Below are 16,364 nucleotides of genomic sequence, written 5' to 3' on the forward strand. Positions count from 1 at the left end.
GGAAATTACTGATGGAATACCACTACGCTTACGCCCAAATCCTGCGCATTGCAGAACCACAAGACCCCCATATCCACCACGCTCTTGAAGTCTTAGGAGCTCCTCAAACAGCACACATCCTCAGCGGTAAAAAATCGCTAGATTTTAAAGAATGGAAACAAGCCCTCCGAACAAATCCCTCATCTATTAGTGAAACACTCAACAAAAGCGCCGAAGAAACATACCTAGCATTACAAGAAAGAATTCAGCGCTGGTCTCAGCGAGCCGAAACCCTTAGCCCCGAACAAGAACACCGCTCTGCACAAAGTCTCAACAGCTGGATATGCATACCTGAAGACGAAGACTGGCCCGAAACCCTCAACGACCTAGACACTTCACGTCCCTACGCACTATGGGGACGAGGCGACCGCGAACGACTACAAGAACTACAACACACACCTGCCATCTCCATCGTTGGTTCCAGAGAACCAACTCAATACGGGCATAGTGTAACTAGCCACCTCGTTCAAGACCTCGCACCCACACAAACACCTATTATCTCTGGGGGAGCACTAGGAATAGACGGCATCGCGCACCGCACAGCCCTAGAAACCTCACCGAGCAACTTACCCACTGTCGCACTGATGGCTTGCGGAGTAGACCGTCCATACCCCAAACAACATCAACAACTTCTTGAACACATCATCAACCGAGGACTACTCCTGAGCGAAGTATCCCTAGGAACACCACCCACACGATGGCGGTTTCTTCAGCGGAATCGCATGATTGCTGCACTTAGCGAACTCACCGTCATCGTCGAAGCACGCTGGCGTTCAGGCGCGCTAAACACCGCCCACCATGCCCTAGAACTAGGTCGGGAGCTACGAGCCGTACCAGGATCAATCTTTAGCCCCACCTCACAAGGCTGTCACAGACTACTACGCGAAGGACTAGCACAACCTATCAGCTGCGCCCAAGACATCATTGATGACTTACACCTAGAAAACCTCAACACCGACTGCAACACCGACGAAACACCACCGGTAGAAAACCTGCTACTGACCGAACTCCACCAACGAATCTGGGATGTACTACCACTACACCAAGGAATAGACATCGAAAAAATTAGCACACTCATCGGGACAAACCCACGAAATATTATGAGCGCACTCGGCTACCTCAGCCACCACCACCTCGCCGAAAACACCAATCAACTCTGGCGTAAAAAGAAACGGTAGAATCAACAGAAGACACCCAACAGGAAAGGAACCCCGCACATGGAGAAGACTAAACCCATTGAAACAGCGGAAACCCTACCTCTGGAACACTCTGCACATTTAGAAGAACAAATCTTCTCACAACTGATTGAGAACTTCACCCGATACCTACGCTACGAAAAATTTCGTTCCGAAAACACCATCAACTCTTACCGAAGCGACCTCAAAGCCTTCTTCACATATGTCCAAGAACAACGCCTACACAACATCAACGACATAGACCTCACATTCCTCCGCTCGTGGCTCTCTCACCAACACGAACGTAGCCAATCCCGTAACTCTACTGCCCGAAGATTATCTACCCTGAGAGTATTTTTCTCATGGGCACAAGAAGAAAAATACATTCAACAGAACCCCACACTCGCTATAGCCACTGCTAAAAAAGAACACCGACTTCCCACCGTCCTCACCAAAGAACACCTTCAAACACTCTTCAACAAAATAGAAGAACGACTGGCACAAAACCCCCATGACCCGCATACGCTAAGAACCCACGCCGTTGTTGAACTCCTTTACGCTAGCGGCCTACGAATTTTCGAACTATGCAGCATCAACCTCTCGAGTATCGATAGAACACAACGCACCCTAAGAGTCATCGGTAAAGGCAACAAAGAACGAATTGTCCCCTTCGGGAAACCCGCACTAGAAGCCATCGAACAATGGATACGTTACGGGCGTCCACAATGGCTCAAAAATTCAAAAGCACCCATCGAAGAAGCCCTTTTTATCGGGCCGCAAGGTGCTCGCGCAAATCCTCGACAACTACGCGAATGCATTAACCAGCTTTTAGATCTTTTAGAAAACACCAATGCTCGTGGTGCACACGTTTTTCGCCATAGTGCAGCAACACATATGGTTGATGCTGGAGCTGATATTCGCACAGTGCAAGAACTTTTAGGGCATAGCTCTTTAGCTACCACACAGATTTATACGCATGTCTCCATGGAAAGACTTACAGCAATCTACGAAAAAGCGCACCCTCGCTCATAAACTGAGGTACTCTACTACTGTTACTAAACGAAATACCGTCTACGGGAAGTGTCCGATGACAAGCGGGGGAATACTCTATATCCATGCTGTACCTGCTGTGGCTATGCCACACCTAAAATGGTCTTTAGAAAACCTTATCGAAGGTATCTCATCCGTCACGTGGGACGAACAAACTCAAAAACCCGAGCACTACTGTGCCACCCTAGAATGGAAAGGCTCAGAAGAACGAGCTGCACAAATCATCTCAGCTCTTATCCCTCTCAAAAAAATCTGGTTTGAACTGAGCTTCTACGGTGATGAGCAAGAATTACCAAGCTGGTGGATGCACACTCCCGAACACGGAACTTTCTATGCACCTACTGATACTTCCGGAAACTTTCTCATTAGCGAAGACCGTGTACGTTCTATCTATGAACAAAGTGGTGGAGAACCAGACGAACTCTTACAACTCTTCTCCCAAGCACTCGGTGAACCATGGAATAACGAACTTGAACCGCTTCGGGAAAGCACTGCAGACCTTCAACAACCTATCATCCTAGAACGACGTATCAATATGTAGATTCTTCTGTCGAAGAAAAGAGTACAAAAATACGCCGGTTCTTTAGCGTCTATGCATCATAGAACAGCTACTAAAGAACCGGCGTACTTTTATGAGGATAAGACTTTATGCCTCAACAGATCGGAACGCAACTACCGCGTTATGACCACCAAACCCAAACGAATTAGAAAGAGCTGTAATCTCACCAGCTGGCAAATCACGTGCATCAGTCACAATATCTAAGTTAATCTGAGGGTCTTGATGCTCAAGATTAATAGTGCATGGTGCCTTACGGTGGAAAACTGCTAATACCGTCAAAACAGCTTCTAATGCGCCAGCAGCTCCAAGTAGATGCCCTGTCATAGACTTTGTTGCAGAGACTGCGATACGTTGCGTATGCTCACCAAAAACTTGGTGTAAAGCAGAAGACTCCGGAACGTCTCCTACAGGGGTAGACGTTGCATGAGCGTTGACATGAACGACTTGTTCAGGAGTAATATTGCCGTCTGTTAACGCTTGATTCAACGCTCGGACTGCGCCCAGAGCCTCTGGATCAGGAGACGTAATATGATACGAATCAGCAGAAACACCGGTTCCCGCTAGCTCAGCATAAATACGTGCTCCGCGGGCACGGGCATGTTCTTCTGATTCAAGAATCAGAGCTGCCCCACCTTCACCCATCACAAAACCATCACGATCCACATCATAAGGACGTGAAGCAGCAGCCGGATCATCATTGCGAGTGGAAAGAGCCTGCATCTTAGCGAAAGCTGCCAAAGGAAGCGGATGAATAGCTGCTTCTGCACCGCCGGCAATGACAACATCAACTTTTCCACTGCGAATCATTTCGATAGCAAGGCTCATCGCTTCGGTCGAAGAAGCACACGCAGAAACTACCGTTTGTGCTGCTGCTCTAGCGTTTAACGCCATAGAAACTGCTGCCGCGCAACTATTAGGCATAAGCATAGGAACGGTTAACGGCAATACTCGACGAGGGCCTTTTTCACGGAGAATGTCCCAAGAATCAAGAAGAGTCCAGACTCCGCCGATTCCGGTACCAAAGGCAACTCCAACACGTTCGGGGTCAAGTTCGGGGGCGTCTGCTGTGTTCTCTGCACTAAAGCCTGCGTCCTCCCAGGCTTCTCGAGCCGCAACAAGAGCAAATTGTGCAGATGGGTCTTGACGTTTTGCTTCAACTTTCGTCAAACGTCCTGAATCGAGGGGAGCTGTTGCAGCTTGTCCAGCAATATAGACAGGCAGTTCATAGCGTTCTACCCAATCTTTATCAAGCTGTTTAATACCCGAAACCCCATTGAGAGCGTTGTTCCAAGTGGTGCTAACATCTCCGCCGATGGGAGTGGTCGCACCTAAACCGGTGACCACGATTTTTCGAGACATGTGCATACTTTCTTCTAGAATTGGATAGTTCATAGAAAAAGACGGACGCGGAACATCACCTGAGGACGAACCGCGTCCATCTTTTGATATGAGCTAATTAGCTTGCGTTCGCGATGAAATCAACAGCATCGCCTACGGTAACGAGGTTCTGTACTTCTTCATCGGGGATAGTAACACCGAATTTTTCTTCAGCGTTGACAACGATGGTCATCATAGAGATGGAGTCGATATCGAGATCTTCGGTGAAGGACTTTTCACGCTGTACATCAGCGACCTCAACACCGGTTTCTTCGTTAACAATTTCTGCAAGACCTGCGAGAATCTCTTCTGTGTTAGCCATGGTGGCTCCTTTTACTATTGGTAGGCAATCATGGTAATCATGAATGCGGTTTTCTCCCTGATGTAGGGAATAACATCGTCTGCACCGTAGCGCATACGAAAACTATGGGGGCTAGGGGAGGATAACAACCTGAGCTGCAAAGGCTAAACCTGCACCAAAGCCGATCTGTAACGCAAACTTTCCAGAGAGCTCTGGTTGTTCGGAGAGAAGCCGATGAGCTGCTAACGGAACTGAAGCCGCAGAAGTATTTCCTGCTTCGACAATGTCTTTAGCAACGATGACGTGTTCGGGAAGTTTAAGAGTCTTTGCGAGCTGATCGAGAATGCGTTCATTTGCTTGGTGAGCGATAAGAGCGCCTAAATCTTCTGGGGTAATCCCTGCAGCTTTGACTGCTTCTTGCGCAACTTTTGCCATTTCCCAGACTGCCCATCTGAAGACTGATGGACCGTCCTGTCGGAGGGTTGGCCAAATTTTTTCGCCCTCTTGTATAGGGTTTTTCACAAAATCTCGGTTACGCAATTCGAGTAGAGAATGTGTCATTCCGACGGTTCCCCATCGGGAACCATCTGAACCCCAAATAGTGGGCGCAATCCCTGCAACGTCGCTACGGCCGATAACGGCTGCTCCTGCACCATCTCCTAAGAGAAAAGAAATAGATCTGTCCGTGTTATCGATAAAGTCAGTCAATTTTTCGACACCAACGACGAGGACGTTTCGTGCCATCCCCGAACGGACGAGAGCATCTGCCTGTGCAACACCATAACAAAACCCTGCACAAGCAGCTGAAATATCATAGGCAGGTGCTTTTGAACCTACGCTATCGGCTACAAGAGTTGCTAATGAGGGAGTTGCATAAGGATGCGAAATAGTTGAAACAATAACAGTATCAATGTCTTCTCCCGCGACCTGTGCATTTTTAAGAGCGTCAGCTGCTGCGCCACAAGCCATGTCTTGTACTGAGATTGCTTCGCTGGCTCGTTGACGTGTGCAGATGCCGGTGCGCTGTTTAATCCATTCATCTGAAGAGTCGATGGCTTCAACAAGTTCACTATTGGGTACCGATAGGTCAGGGCGAAAAGCTCCGTAACCAAGAATGCGCGAAAATTGTTGTGGTTGGTACTGGTTAAGAGTTGTCATAAAAGTTTTTGCACCTATGCTGCTTTAGGACTGTGAAGCCTCTACGAATAGTTTTAATTCTTCTGGGGTGTTCAACGTTACGCGAGAAACCTGAGGAATAGTTCTACGTACTAGACCAAGAAGTGTTCCTGCCGGAGACAGCTCAACAGCTGTTTGAACACCACACTTTTTAAGGGTTTCCATGCACAAATCCCACCGAACAGGAGCTGTTACTTGTCTGATAAGACGCTCGATACATTCTGTTCCGGTGTCTAAGGTTGACCCATCGTAATTTGAGATAAGGATTCCTTGTGGGGCTGACGGGCTAATAGTCTGTGCGTATTCGTTGAGCGGTGTTTGTGCTGGCTCCATATAGGGGGTGTGGAATGCTCCGGCGACCTTGAGCGTAATAACACGGGTCTTTGCTGGTGGATTCTGCGCTAAATTTTGCAGATGTTCTTCTGCACCAGCGGCAACGATTTGTCCGGCACCGTTCATATTAGCAACATACAATGATGCTTCCTTAATGGCTTCAGTGATGCTTTTCTCGTCTGAGCCGAGAACCGCTGCCATGCCTGTTTTTTCTTCGGCGGCAGCCTGAGCCATACCTTGCGCGCGTACTCGAGTAAAAGCCATTGCTTCTTCTTCTGTCAGAACGCCGCTGAGGGTTGCAGCTGTAATCTCTCCAACGGAGTGACCTGCAAAAACGATATTTTTTTGAAGGTTAGATGTGGCTTCTAGGTAACGTGTGCCAGCAATAATGCCAGCAGCAACAATAAGAGGCTGGGCGATAGCAGTATCTTTAATGGTTTGTTCGTCAGCGACCGTTCCGTAATGGATGAGGTCGAGTTCTGCAGCGTCAGAAAGTTTCTCAAGATGGTTTTGCACCCCAGGAAGTTCTAGCCATGGTTGAAGAAAGCCTGGTTTTTGTGAGCCCTGTCCGGGGCAGAGAACTGCAATCATGGAGTCCCTTTCCTCTAAAAATCTGTGTTGATACAAGAAAATGTTCAACACGCTCTCATCAAAATCCTACCCATGTTATATGAACAAAAGAGTGCCTATTACCTGTATAAAAGCAAGATATTTCGTATTCTGATGGATATTTTTTAAGCTCTTTAGACTCACCGTTCAACTAAAGCCTTTGAAAGGTCATGGTGAAGGAAGCTCATAAAGAACGATGTCAGAGATAAAAAATGATAAAAGGCGGGCTGTTCTCTACCTGAACACGATAGAGAACAGCCCGCCTTGACTAATGAACTAAGGTCTCAAAGAAATGAACCTTTAACACCTGTTCACTGTTACTCAGCGTTTTGTGCCAGCGTTGCTGGGGCATTAACGTCGAGCTGATACTTAGCAAAGGCCTGAGCTGGAGCTTCTGCAGGAACTTCTCCACGCTTTGCAAGCATTTGTAGTGTGCGTACAACAATGGACTCTGCGTCAACGTTGAAGAAACGACGTGCGCCAGCACGGGTATCAGAGAAACCGAAGCCGTCTGTTCCTAGGGTTGCGAAATCGTTAGGAACATACTGGCGAATGCCATCCATCAAATCAGAGTTGTAGTCAGACACTGCAACAATAGGGCCAGTCGCACCATCAAGCTGCTGCGCAACGAATGGTACGCGAGGTTCTTTTCCGCTGAGGAACGCTTCACGCTCTGCTTCGATACCGTCACGGCGGAGGTTAGTCCAAGAAGTGACAGACCAAACGTCTGCAGAAACTCCCCAGTCTTCAGCCAAAAGCTCAGATGCTTTCATCGCCCAAGGAACGCCAACACCAGAAGCTAGTAGTTGTGCTCGAGGTCCTTCAAGCTGGCTTTCTTTGACTCGGTAGATACCACCGATGATGCCTTCAACGTCAACATTCTCAGGCTCTGCAGGCTGAATAATGGGTTCGTTGTAGACGGTGAGGTAGTACATGACGTCATGGTCTTCATCTTTTTGACCGTACATATGCTCGATACCGCGCTCAACGATGTGTGCAATTTCGTAGCCATATGCTGGGTCATAATGAATCACAGATGGGTTCTGTGACGCCAAGATAGGTGACTGCCCGTCCATGTGCTGTAGGCCCTCACCGGTAAGGGTCGTACGACCTGCCGTACCGCCGACGATAAAGCCACGAACAAGCTGGTCAGCTGCTGCCCAGAATGCGTCACCAGTGCGCTGGAAACCGAACATCGAGTAGTAGATGTAAATCGGAACCATAGGAACACCATGGGTGTCATATGAGGAGCCCGCCGCTGTCAATGCAGCAACGCCGCCGGCTTCGTTAATGCCAACGTGCTGAATCTGACCGGCAGGAGATTCCTTGTATGCAAGCATAAGCTCACGGTCTACTGCAAGATAGTTCTGACCCAAGGGGTTGTAAATCTTTGCAGAGGGGAAGAAAGAATCCATACCAAAGGTACGTGCCTCATCAGGAACAATCGGCACGATGCGCTTACCAAAGTCTTTTTCGCGCATGAGGTCTTTCATCAAGCGAACAAAAGCCATGGTGGAAGCAGCCATCTGCTTACCGGAGCCCTTCTTGGCGCCCTTGTATGCCTTTTCACCAGGGAGTTCAATCTCTGGCTGAATCTGGCGACGTGCTGGCAAGAAACCGCCTAGCTCTTGGCGACGCTTGAGCATGTACTGAATTTCGGGGGCGTCCATACCAGGGTGGTAGTAAGGAGGGTTGTAAAGATCTTTTTCAAGTTCTTCATCAGAGATGGGGATGCGAAGGTGGTCACGGAAAGCTTTGAGATCTTCCATCGTGAGCTTCTTCATCTGGTGGGTTGCGTTACGGCCTTCAAAGTGAGTACCGAGACCGTATCCCTTAATGCCCTGAGCCAAAATAACGGTGGGCTTACCCTTGGTCTCCAAAGCGGCCTTGTATGCGGAGTAGACCTTCTGATAATCGTGTGCGCCTCGCTTGAGTGCCCAGATCTCATCGTCGGTCATATCAGCAACGAGTTCTTTGGTTTCGGGTGTCTTGCCGAAGAAGTGCTCACGAACGAAGCCACCGTCTTCTGCCTTATAGGTCTGGTAGTCACCGTCGAGGGTTTCGTTCATAATGCGAACGAGTTCACCACTCTTATCTTTTTGGAGGAGTGAATCCCACTCACGACCCCAAATAACTTTGATGACATGCCAGCCTGCGCCACGGAAGAAGGACTCAAGCTCTTGGATAATCTTTCCGTTACCGCGCACAGGGCCGTCAAGACGCTGGAGGTTACAGTTGACAACGAAGGTGAGGTTGTCCAACTTGTTGTTTGCCGCAACCTGTAGTGCGCCACGTGATTCGACTTCGTCGAGTTCGCCGTCACCGAGGAATGCCCAGACATGCTGTTCTGAGGTGTCTTTGACGCCGCGGTCGTGGAGGTAGTGGTTAAACTGTGCCTGCCAGATAGCGTTGATAGGACCTAGACCGAGTGAAACGGTTGGGAACTGCCAGAATTCTGGCATGCAACGGGGGTGTGGGTATGAAGGGATACCTTTATCGCCCTTGGTTTTTTCTTGGCGGAATCCGTCGAGGTGCTCTTCGGTGATGCGTCCTTCGAGGAATGCTCGCGCGTAGTTACCAGGGGATGAGTGTCCCTGCCAGAAGATTTGGTCGCCTCCGCCGGGGTGTTCTGGTCCGCGGAAGAAGTTGTTAAGACCAACTTCGTATAGGGTTGCGATGCCAGCATAGGATGAAATGTGTCCGCCAACGCCGATAGTTGATTTTTGCGCGCGCTGAACCATGATTGCTGCGTTCCAGCGTAGGTATGCGCGGTATCGGCGTTCCATCTGTTCGTCGCCAGGGTATTCAGGCTCTTGGTCAACGGGGATGGTGTTGATGTAGTCAGTAGTAGTGACCATTGGCACCTCGACACTGCGGCTGCCTGCTCGCTGCAATAGAGAGCGAACGATGAACTGTGCACGTTCAGTGCCTTGGGTTTCTACCAGTTCGTCGAAAGATTCTAGCCACTCGGCTGTCTCTTCGGCGTCGGTGTCTTTGAAGCTATTGGTGAGTGCGCTTAAGACATGGTCGTTTGTATTGGAGGGTCCCACTAGTCAACCTCTCTTTGTTGATGTTTATAGGGTGTGGCGTGTGAACTGTTAGCACAGTTCCTGCCTTCCTCGGCACAGACTCTCGAGTTCTCGAAGGTCTGATACTTTCTTCTTCTATGTTGTCACACCTGCACCGTTTTTTAGCCATTGTGGGGGGATACTTCCACTAAAACGCTGGGTAGTTTAAGTCACATCGTTGCTTGATTCTAAGAAATGTGGCGAAAATTAGCGTGTTTAGTTGCTTATTTGTTCGTTGCCGTGTTCAGTTGTGTTTAGGAATTGGTGGTATATGTTTCGACTATATTGAGCTGATTCTGATAAGTACATGACGGATATGTGTCCGGTTTATTTTCAGGAGGATGTCAGTGAACGAGACCAAGACCGCTGCGGAACAAGCAGTTGTCCAACTTGGTTTCAAGGATGGGGATCTCATCCAAGAATTTGGGTATGACGATGACGTGGACTTTGATCTACGAGATGCGTTGATGGATCATATTGGCTCGGATCTTCTTGATGAGGATGATCAAGATGTTGTTGATGGGATTCTCGTTTGGTGGCGCGAAGAACGCTTCGGTGACTTGTCTTTAAGTGACGCCCTCGTTGATACGTTAGTGAACCTAGATGAAGGGGGAGTCGTTTGGCTTCTCACTCTTAAACCTGGCAGAGAGGGGCATCTCAATCCGGCGGAGATTCGGCCTTTGAGCGGAATTGCTGGTTTGCGCCCGACGTCTAGTGTTACGGTTGGGCCTGATTGGATTGCTACGCGCTTGGTTGCGAGGCGGCATTAGATTTTATTGGTGAGCGAGGTAGTTGCGCTGAGGAAGCGCCTGCCTCGCTCTTGTTTAAAGAATCGATTGTTTTGGCTTGTGGAACAGTGTTTTAAGGACACTTGGGTAAATGTGAGCTAGAACATGCTGTTTTGAGTTGCACCCTAAGGATCTTTCTGTGTATAGTTTTATATGTCGCCGCGAGAGATAAGAAATCGTAGTGATAAGGGTCTTTAGCTCAGCTGGTAGAGCGCCACGTTTACACCGTGGATGTCATCGGTTCGATCCCGGTAGGACCCACAAAATCAAGACCCTGCTTATAGCAGGGTCTTTTTTGTATCTTAAGGAACATGCTGTGAACTCCTATAAACCACGTCATCTCAGTGCCGTTATCATGAGCCTCGTGTGGCTTCTTATCTCCCTATACTTTCTTACTCAAGATACCTACACGGCCATGTGGTCAATGTTTGCAGTATTCTCCGCCCTCTGGTGCGTCTTATCTTTCTGGGTGCTACTGACCGACCGGATAGAGTGATAACACTCTCAAAAATTTGTGCATGTAGAGTGCTGACATAGGGGTAACAGTGTTCGCTTGCAAAAAAGTGAAGTCAATAAGTACCCATCTGCACCGTCGAGAGCTTAGAGTTAAGCTATGACTGAAAAAAATGCTGCACAGAAGGCACAAATCGGCGTCACAGGTCTTGCTGTGATGGGCGCAAATCTTGCTCGAAACCTTGCTCGCCACGGATATACTGTGGCTTTGCACAACCGCTCTGTTGAAAAAACTGACGCACTTCTTCAAGAACATGGTGACGAGGGTTCATTCATCAGAACAGAAACCTTGCAAGAACTCGTTGACTCCTTGGAATCTCCGCGTCGCATCCTCATCATGGTTAAAGCAGGTGCTCCTGTTGATGCGGTTATCGCCCAACTTGTTCCACTCCTAGATCAAGACGACATTATTATTGATGGCGGTAACTCCCATTTCCCCGATACTATGCGTCGTGAACGAGAACTTGCTGAAAAAGGTCTACACTTTGTTGGTGTTGGTGTCTCTGGCGGTGAAGAAGGGGCACTTCTCGGGCCTTCTATCATGCCTGGTGGTTCTGCTAAATCCTATGAATCTGTCGGCCCGCTACTTGAAAGTATCGCAGCAAAAGCTCCTGACGGGACCCCTTGCTGTTCTTGGATTTCTACCGATGGTGCCGGCCACTTTGTGAAAATGGTTCATAACGGTATCGAATATGCCGATATGCAGGTTATCGGAGAGGCCTATGACCTCCTCCGCTCAGTAGCGGGAGTAGAACCTGCAGAACAAGCAGAAATTTTCAAATCATGGAATAACACTGAATTAAACTCCTACCTCATTGAAATTACTTCTGAAGTTCTAGCTCAGGTTGATGCTAAGACAGGTAAACCTCTAGTTGACGTTATTGTTGATGAAGCTGGTCAGAAAGGAACAGGACGTTGGACTGTTCAAGCCGCTCTAGACCTCGGCTCACCTGTTACTGGCATCGCAGAATCTGTTTTTGCACGTGCACTTTCTTCTTCTAACACTCAAGCACGTCAAGAAGCACAGAGAGAACTTCCTGCAGGGCTTATCAGCACAACAGGAATCGCTGCTGGAGACCCTGAATTTATCGAAGACGTTCGTAAAGCGCTCTTTGCATCAAAACTGGTATCTTACGCTCAAGGTCTAGACCAAATTGTTGCCGCCGGAAAAGAATACGGCTGGGATCTTCAACTCGATAAAATCGCTAGCTTATGGCGTGCTGGTTGCATTATTCGTGCAGAGCTACTTGGTGAGATTATGCAAGCATACTCTCAAGAACAACAGCCCGTTAACATGCTCTTGGCACCAGGGTTCAAATCTCTCATGGAGTCCTTGCTCCCATCGTGGCGTCGGGTCGTCTCTAAGGCAACGGCGTTAGGCATCCCCGTCCCAGTCTTTGCCTCATCACTTTCATACTATGATGGACTACGACGAGACCGCCTACCTGCAGCTCTCATTCAAGGGCAGCGAGACTTCTTTGGGGCACATACTTACGCCCGAGTAGACAGTGAAGGCATGTGGCACACTCTATGGAGCGGCGACCGTTCTGAGATTAACGCAGCTGACTCCCATACCCATTAGGTATTATCAAACCTTCACAAAGTTCAGGCATATAACCTGAAAAACGTCTGAGGTTCCGCACCATCAAATGGTGCGGAACCTCAGACATTTAAACTTAACTTTTCTATAACAGGTATCTAGATCCACATAGCAGGATCAATGTACTCTACAGGGTCAACTAAAGGTTTCTTCTTCTCTGGAGTACGAGGCTTAGAACGTGCGGGAATACCCGTAATGATGGAATCTGCTGGGTGGTCGTGAACAACTACCGCATTACCACCAATAGCAGAATCATCACCAATATAAATAGGGCCAAGAACTTTTGCTCCAGCTCCAATAGTGACTCTGTGACCAATCGTTGGGTGACGCTTAGTCTTCTCTAACGAACGTCCCCCTAAAGTTACTTGGTGATAAAGCATCACGTCGTCACCAATTTCAGTTGTTTCTCCAATAACAATGCCCATGCCGTGATCAATGAAGAAACGACGCCCAATAGTAGCACCAGGGTGTATCTCAACACCGGTAAGAAACCGTGCAAACTGGGAGAGTGTACGAGCTACTAACTTAGTATGTTCTTTTTGCCAGAGACGATGAGCAATACGATAAAACCACACTGCGTGCATCCCTGAATAGTTAAGGATAATGTCTAAGGTATTGCGTGCTGCAGGGTCATGTGTGCGCACTGTTTGTATATCTTCTTGTAGCCGTTTGATAAAGCTCAATGAACGTCTTTCTGGAAATGATGAAATATGTACGTTCAGTACAACTGTTGTACTATAACAGGTTATTCCCCAAGACTAATATTTTTAGGATATTCCACAAAAATAGCCTACCTGAGGGAACCGCCAAACATATGATTCCCTGCAGATAGGCTATTTTAGAGGAGCTTTATATTAGCTACGGATGTCCTCATATAAGATGGTGGAGATATAGCGTTCACCAAAGTCTGGAACTACAGCAACAATAAGCTTATCTTGGTTTTCAGATTTTTTCGCCTCTTCTAACGCCGCCCAGACAGCTGCACCAGCAGAGATACCACCAAGAATGCCTTCTTGTGTTCCAAGCGCTCGTGATGTAGAAACTGCATTGTGAGTGCTTACCGGAACAACTCGGTCATAAATATCGCGGTTTAGAGTATCAGGAACAAAGTTCGCTCCAAGACCTTGAATCTTATGAGGTCCAGCAGTACCACCGGATAAGAGTGCAGAATCTTCTGGTTCAACAGCTACAACCTGAATATTGGGGTTCTTCTCTTTCAGAAACTTTCCTGTACCAGAGACAGTTCCTCCTGTTCCAACTCCAGCAACAAAGATATCGACTTTTCCTGCGGTGTCTTCCCAAATTTCAGGGCCGGTTGTATTGTAATGAATTTCAGGATTAGCGCTATTTGAGAACTGCGAAGCAAGAATTGCGTTCTCTGTTTGTTCAACAATTTCTTGAGCTTTTTCCACCGCTCCACGCATACCGTCAGCACCAGGTGTCAAAATAATTTCTGCACCATAGGCACGAAGCATAACGCGGCGTTCATTAGACATGGTCTCTGGCATGGTGAGGATAACCTTGTACCCGCGAGCTGCACCAACCATTGCCAGAGCAATACCTGTATTACCAGAAGTACCTTCAACAATGGTACCGCCAGGTTGCAGTTGCCCAGATTTTTCTGCAGCATCAATAATTGCTTTGCCGATACGGTCTTTTACAGAATTTGCAGGGTTATAGAATTCGAGTTTGACAGCAACATTGCCTGGTAAATCTGCATCAAGACGGTTAAGTTTGATGAGGGGAGTGCCACCAATAATTTCTGTAACGTTCTGGTATATCTTCGACATAGGTCCTCTTCTGGTTTTCTTGAGAAGTTCTATCACGTATGTATCACTTTACGGGGTGACTCATAGATTTATATCAACTATGAAACATATCGTAACGTTATTATTGGTCTTTGAGATATAAGGAAAATGCTTGTCGAGCTTTAGATACTTTTGGATTAATAACGGCTGAGCAATACCCTTGTTCTGGGTTCTTCGCATAATAATTTTGATGGTAGTCTTCTGCCTCCCAAAAGACTCCTAAGGGTTCAACAACTGTGACGATAGGTAAATCCCAGAAGCCTTGTGCCCGTTGGATAGCCTGACTTATTAGCTGATATTCTTCATCTGTCGAATAAAATAGCGCAGAACGGTATTGTGAACCAACATCTGCTCCTTGCTGATCCCAACTGGTTGGGTTATGAGAAGCCATGAAAATATCAAGGATAATATCTGCTGGAATTATCTGAGGGTCAAAATGTACTTTGACTACTTCAATATGCCCAGTATTCCCGTCACATACTTGAGGATATGTGGGAGAAGGCAATTCTCCGCCTGTGTATCCAACAACGCAATCGGTAATTCCTCGGAAATTTCTTAAAACTGCTTCTAAACACCAGAAACAACCGCCACCAAGAACGAGAGTTTGCAAAGTTACCACCTTAAATCGAATGCTTACACTCTAGTGTAGCGCCGGAGACAGAAATATGATTCTGAGGTTTCTTAGGGACGTTATTTCGGCATCAGAGGAACTCATGAGACGATGAAGATATGACAGAGCAAAAAATACCTTCGCTAGAACATGTGGTTCGTACTTTTCATGAGATTTTTCCTCCTCAACTATCTGAAAGTTGGGATGCTAGCGGCCTCATTACGGGAAGGTTGAAACAACCGGTTCGTTCTATTGGGCTTGCTGTAGATGCTACTGTTGCTGTGGCTCAAGAAGCTGTACAGCGTAAAGCAGATGTGTTGATCACTCATCATCCTTTGCTGTTACGACCTGTGCATTTTATAGCGGATGATACGTATAAAGGAGAAGTCTTACAGACTCTTATCGAGGGTCAATGTGCTTTATTGGGAGCACATACAAATGTTGATTCTTCTCCGCTGGGAACGAATGACGTTTTTATGAAATTGCTAGGAATCAACGAGGCAAAAGTACTGAGCGACTCTCAAAATATCAATATTGATGGACACGAACATTCAGTGGGGATTGGCCGTGTGGGAGAGTTATCAGAACCTGTTACTTTAGAGGAACTGTCCTGTCGTATTGCTCATTTTCTTCCTGCAACGGCAGGTGGTTTACGTGTAGCTGGGCCGAAGACGGCACAAGTACAAAAAATTGCGTTGTGTACTGGTGCTGGGGATTCTCTGTTAGGTGAGGTTCTCAAACATGAGGCTGATGTGTACATTACTGCTGATTTGAGGCATCATCCAGCATCAGAATTCCGTGAGGGTGCATCTTTATCAGGGGGCACACCGTACCTTATTGATTGTTCTCACTACGCTAGTGAGAGTCTTTGGTTGAAAGGCGCTGGAGAACTCCTTCAGCAGAGATTAGCTAATCAGGGGTATAGTATCTCTTTCTATGTTTCTGAGCTAAATACTGATCCGTGGGATTTTGTGGTTTCAACCGGTGACGTTGCTGGTTCTGCAAGTACATTTTAGAAGAACTGTATAACGGATACTTAAGAGCCCTTGTTGTGATGAACATTTATGTTCATCACAACAAGGGCTCTTTACTTTTATGCCTTAACGCTTAGATTTTATGAGCGAGTTTGACGACGTGAGCGAGCAATGAGCACTCCGCCTGCTGCAGTCATAAAGAGGGCTGATAGAGCAAGACCTGTTACATGTGAACCAGTGTAAGCAAGTTTCTTGTGAGACTGCTGGACTGTTTCATGAGTTTGTACAGGTTGAGCTGGCTCTGCAGGCTCTGCAGGTTCTGAAGGCTCAGCTGGTTCAGAAGGCTCAGCTGGTTCAGAAGGCTCAGCTGGTTCAGAAGGCTCA

At 47.5% G+C, this 16,364-nt stretch carries 15 protein-coding genes and 1 tRNA gene; 7 read left to right on the forward strand and 9 right to left on the reverse strand.

Annotated elements, in window-relative coordinates:
• The first annotated feature begins 11 nt into the window (after positions 1–11).
• From dprA to ACN081_RS03720, 3 genes are read left to right on the forward strand one after another with little or no spacing between them, the layout of a single operon-like run.
• Complete coding sequence (dprA, locus tag ACN081_RS03710; RefSeq protein WP_419106995.1) at positions 12–1,217, forward strand: DNA-processing protein DprA; 1,206 nt, start codon at positions 12–14, stop codon at positions 1,215–1,217.
• A 39-nt stretch (positions 1,218–1,256) separates the two neighbouring features.
• Positions 1,257–2,246 (forward strand): tyrosine recombinase XerC, encoded by a 990-nt coding sequence (locus ACN081_RS03715; protein WP_419106996.1) that lies wholly within the window; start codon positions 1,257–1,259, stop codon positions 2,244–2,246.
• Between the two features lie 55 nt (positions 2,247–2,301).
• Positions 2,302–2,805: a DUF3145 family protein gene (locus ACN081_RS03720; RefSeq protein WP_419103676.1), complete on the forward strand. Its 504-nt coding sequence runs from the start codon at positions 2,302–2,304 to the stop codon at positions 2,803–2,805.
• A 105-nt stretch (positions 2,806–2,910) separates the two neighbouring features.
• Here ACN081_RS03720 and fabF read toward each other — a convergent pair whose 3' ends face one another.
• The 5 genes from fabF to aceE form a co-directional block, all read right to left on the reverse strand.
• Complete coding sequence (gene fabF, locus ACN081_RS03725) at positions 2,911–4,182, reverse strand: beta-ketoacyl-ACP synthase II (RefSeq protein ID WP_419106997.1); 1,272 nt, start codon at positions 4,180–4,182, stop codon at positions 2,911–2,913.
• 97 nt (positions 4,183–4,279) lie between these two features.
• Positions 4,280–4,522 (reverse strand): acyl carrier protein, encoded by a 243-nt coding sequence (locus ACN081_RS03730; RefSeq protein WP_419101377.1) that lies wholly within the window; start codon positions 4,520–4,522, stop codon positions 4,280–4,282.
• Between the two features lie 111 nt (positions 4,523–4,633).
• On the reverse strand, positions 4,634–5,659 hold the full coding sequence (locus ACN081_RS03735; protein WP_419106998.1) for a beta-ketoacyl-ACP synthase III: 1,026 nt from the start codon (positions 5,657–5,659) through the stop codon (positions 4,634–4,636).
• A 24-nt stretch (positions 5,660–5,683) separates the two neighbouring features.
• Positions 5,684–6,601 carry an ACP S-malonyltransferase gene (locus tag ACN081_RS03740; RefSeq protein WP_419106999.1) on the reverse strand — a complete coding sequence of 306 codons (918 nt, stop codon included), beginning with the start codon at positions 6,599–6,601 and terminating at the stop codon, positions 5,684–5,686.
• 335 nt (positions 6,602–6,936) lie between these two features.
• Positions 6,937–9,669, reverse strand: coding sequence for a pyruvate dehydrogenase (acetyl-transferring), homodimeric type (gene aceE / locus ACN081_RS03745; RefSeq protein ID WP_419107000.1), 2,733 nt, complete (start codon positions 9,667–9,669; stop codon positions 6,937–6,939).
• 365 nt (positions 9,670–10,034) lie between these two features.
• On the opposite strand from aceE, the gene ACN081_RS03750 reads away from it, so the two are divergent.
• The 3 genes from ACN081_RS03750 to gndA all read left to right on the forward strand — a co-directional run bounded on the left by ACN081_RS03750 (position 10,035) and on the right by gndA (position 12,570).
• Positions 10,035–10,457: a DUF3052 domain-containing protein gene (locus ACN081_RS03750; RefSeq protein ID WP_419103671.1), complete on the forward strand. Its 423-nt coding sequence runs from the start codon at positions 10,035–10,037 to the stop codon at positions 10,455–10,457.
• A gap of 206 nt (positions 10,458–10,663) precedes the next feature.
• Positions 10,664–10,736: transfer RNA gene (locus ACN081_RS03755), tRNA-Val, on the forward strand.
• Between the two features lie 352 nt (positions 10,737–11,088).
• Positions 11,089–12,570, forward strand: a complete 1,482-nt coding sequence (gene gndA / locus ACN081_RS03760) for an NADP-dependent phosphogluconate dehydrogenase (RefSeq protein WP_419103670.1) — start codon at positions 11,089–11,091, stop codon at positions 12,568–12,570.
• A 116-nt stretch (positions 12,571–12,686) separates the two neighbouring features.
• On the opposite strand, the gene epsC is transcribed toward gndA, so the two are convergent.
• The 3 genes from epsC to msrA form a co-directional block, all read right to left on the reverse strand.
• The gene (gene epsC / locus ACN081_RS03765; RefSeq protein ID WP_419103669.1) at positions 12,687–13,271 is read right to left on the reverse strand and encodes a serine O-acetyltransferase EpsC; all 585 of its coding nucleotides are present in this window, start codon (positions 13,269–13,271) and stop codon (positions 12,687–12,689) included.
• A gap of 171 nt (positions 13,272–13,442) precedes the next feature.
• Positions 13,443–14,378 carry a cysteine synthase A gene (gene cysK / locus ACN081_RS03770; RefSeq protein ID WP_419103668.1) on the reverse strand — a complete coding sequence of 312 codons (936 nt, stop codon included), beginning with the start codon at positions 14,376–14,378 and terminating at the stop codon, positions 13,443–13,445.
• Between the two features lie 100 nt (positions 14,379–14,478).
• On the reverse strand, positions 14,479–15,006 hold the full coding sequence (msrA, locus tag ACN081_RS03775) for a peptide-methionine (S)-S-oxide reductase MsrA (protein WP_419103667.1): 528 nt from the start codon (positions 15,004–15,006) through the stop codon (positions 14,479–14,481).
• Positions 15,007–15,125: 119 nt separating this feature from the next.
• Here msrA and ACN081_RS03780 point away from each other — a divergent pair, with 119 nt between their 5' ends.
• Entirely contained in the window at positions 15,126–16,022 is an 897-nt protein-coding gene (locus ACN081_RS03780; RefSeq protein WP_419103666.1) for a Nif3-like dinuclear metal center hexameric protein, read from the forward strand.
• Positions 16,023–16,120: 98 nt separating this feature from the next.
• On the opposite strand, the gene ACN081_RS03785 is transcribed toward ACN081_RS03780, so the two are convergent.
• On the reverse strand, positions 16,121–16,364 hold a 244-nt coding region (locus ACN081_RS03785), incomplete at its 5' end, for a hypothetical protein (protein ID WP_419107001.1).

It is taken from the genome of Rothia sp. P13129, from assembly GCF_048512865.1.
GTDB lineage: Bacteria > Actinomycetota > Actinomycetes > Actinomycetales > Micrococcaceae > Rothia.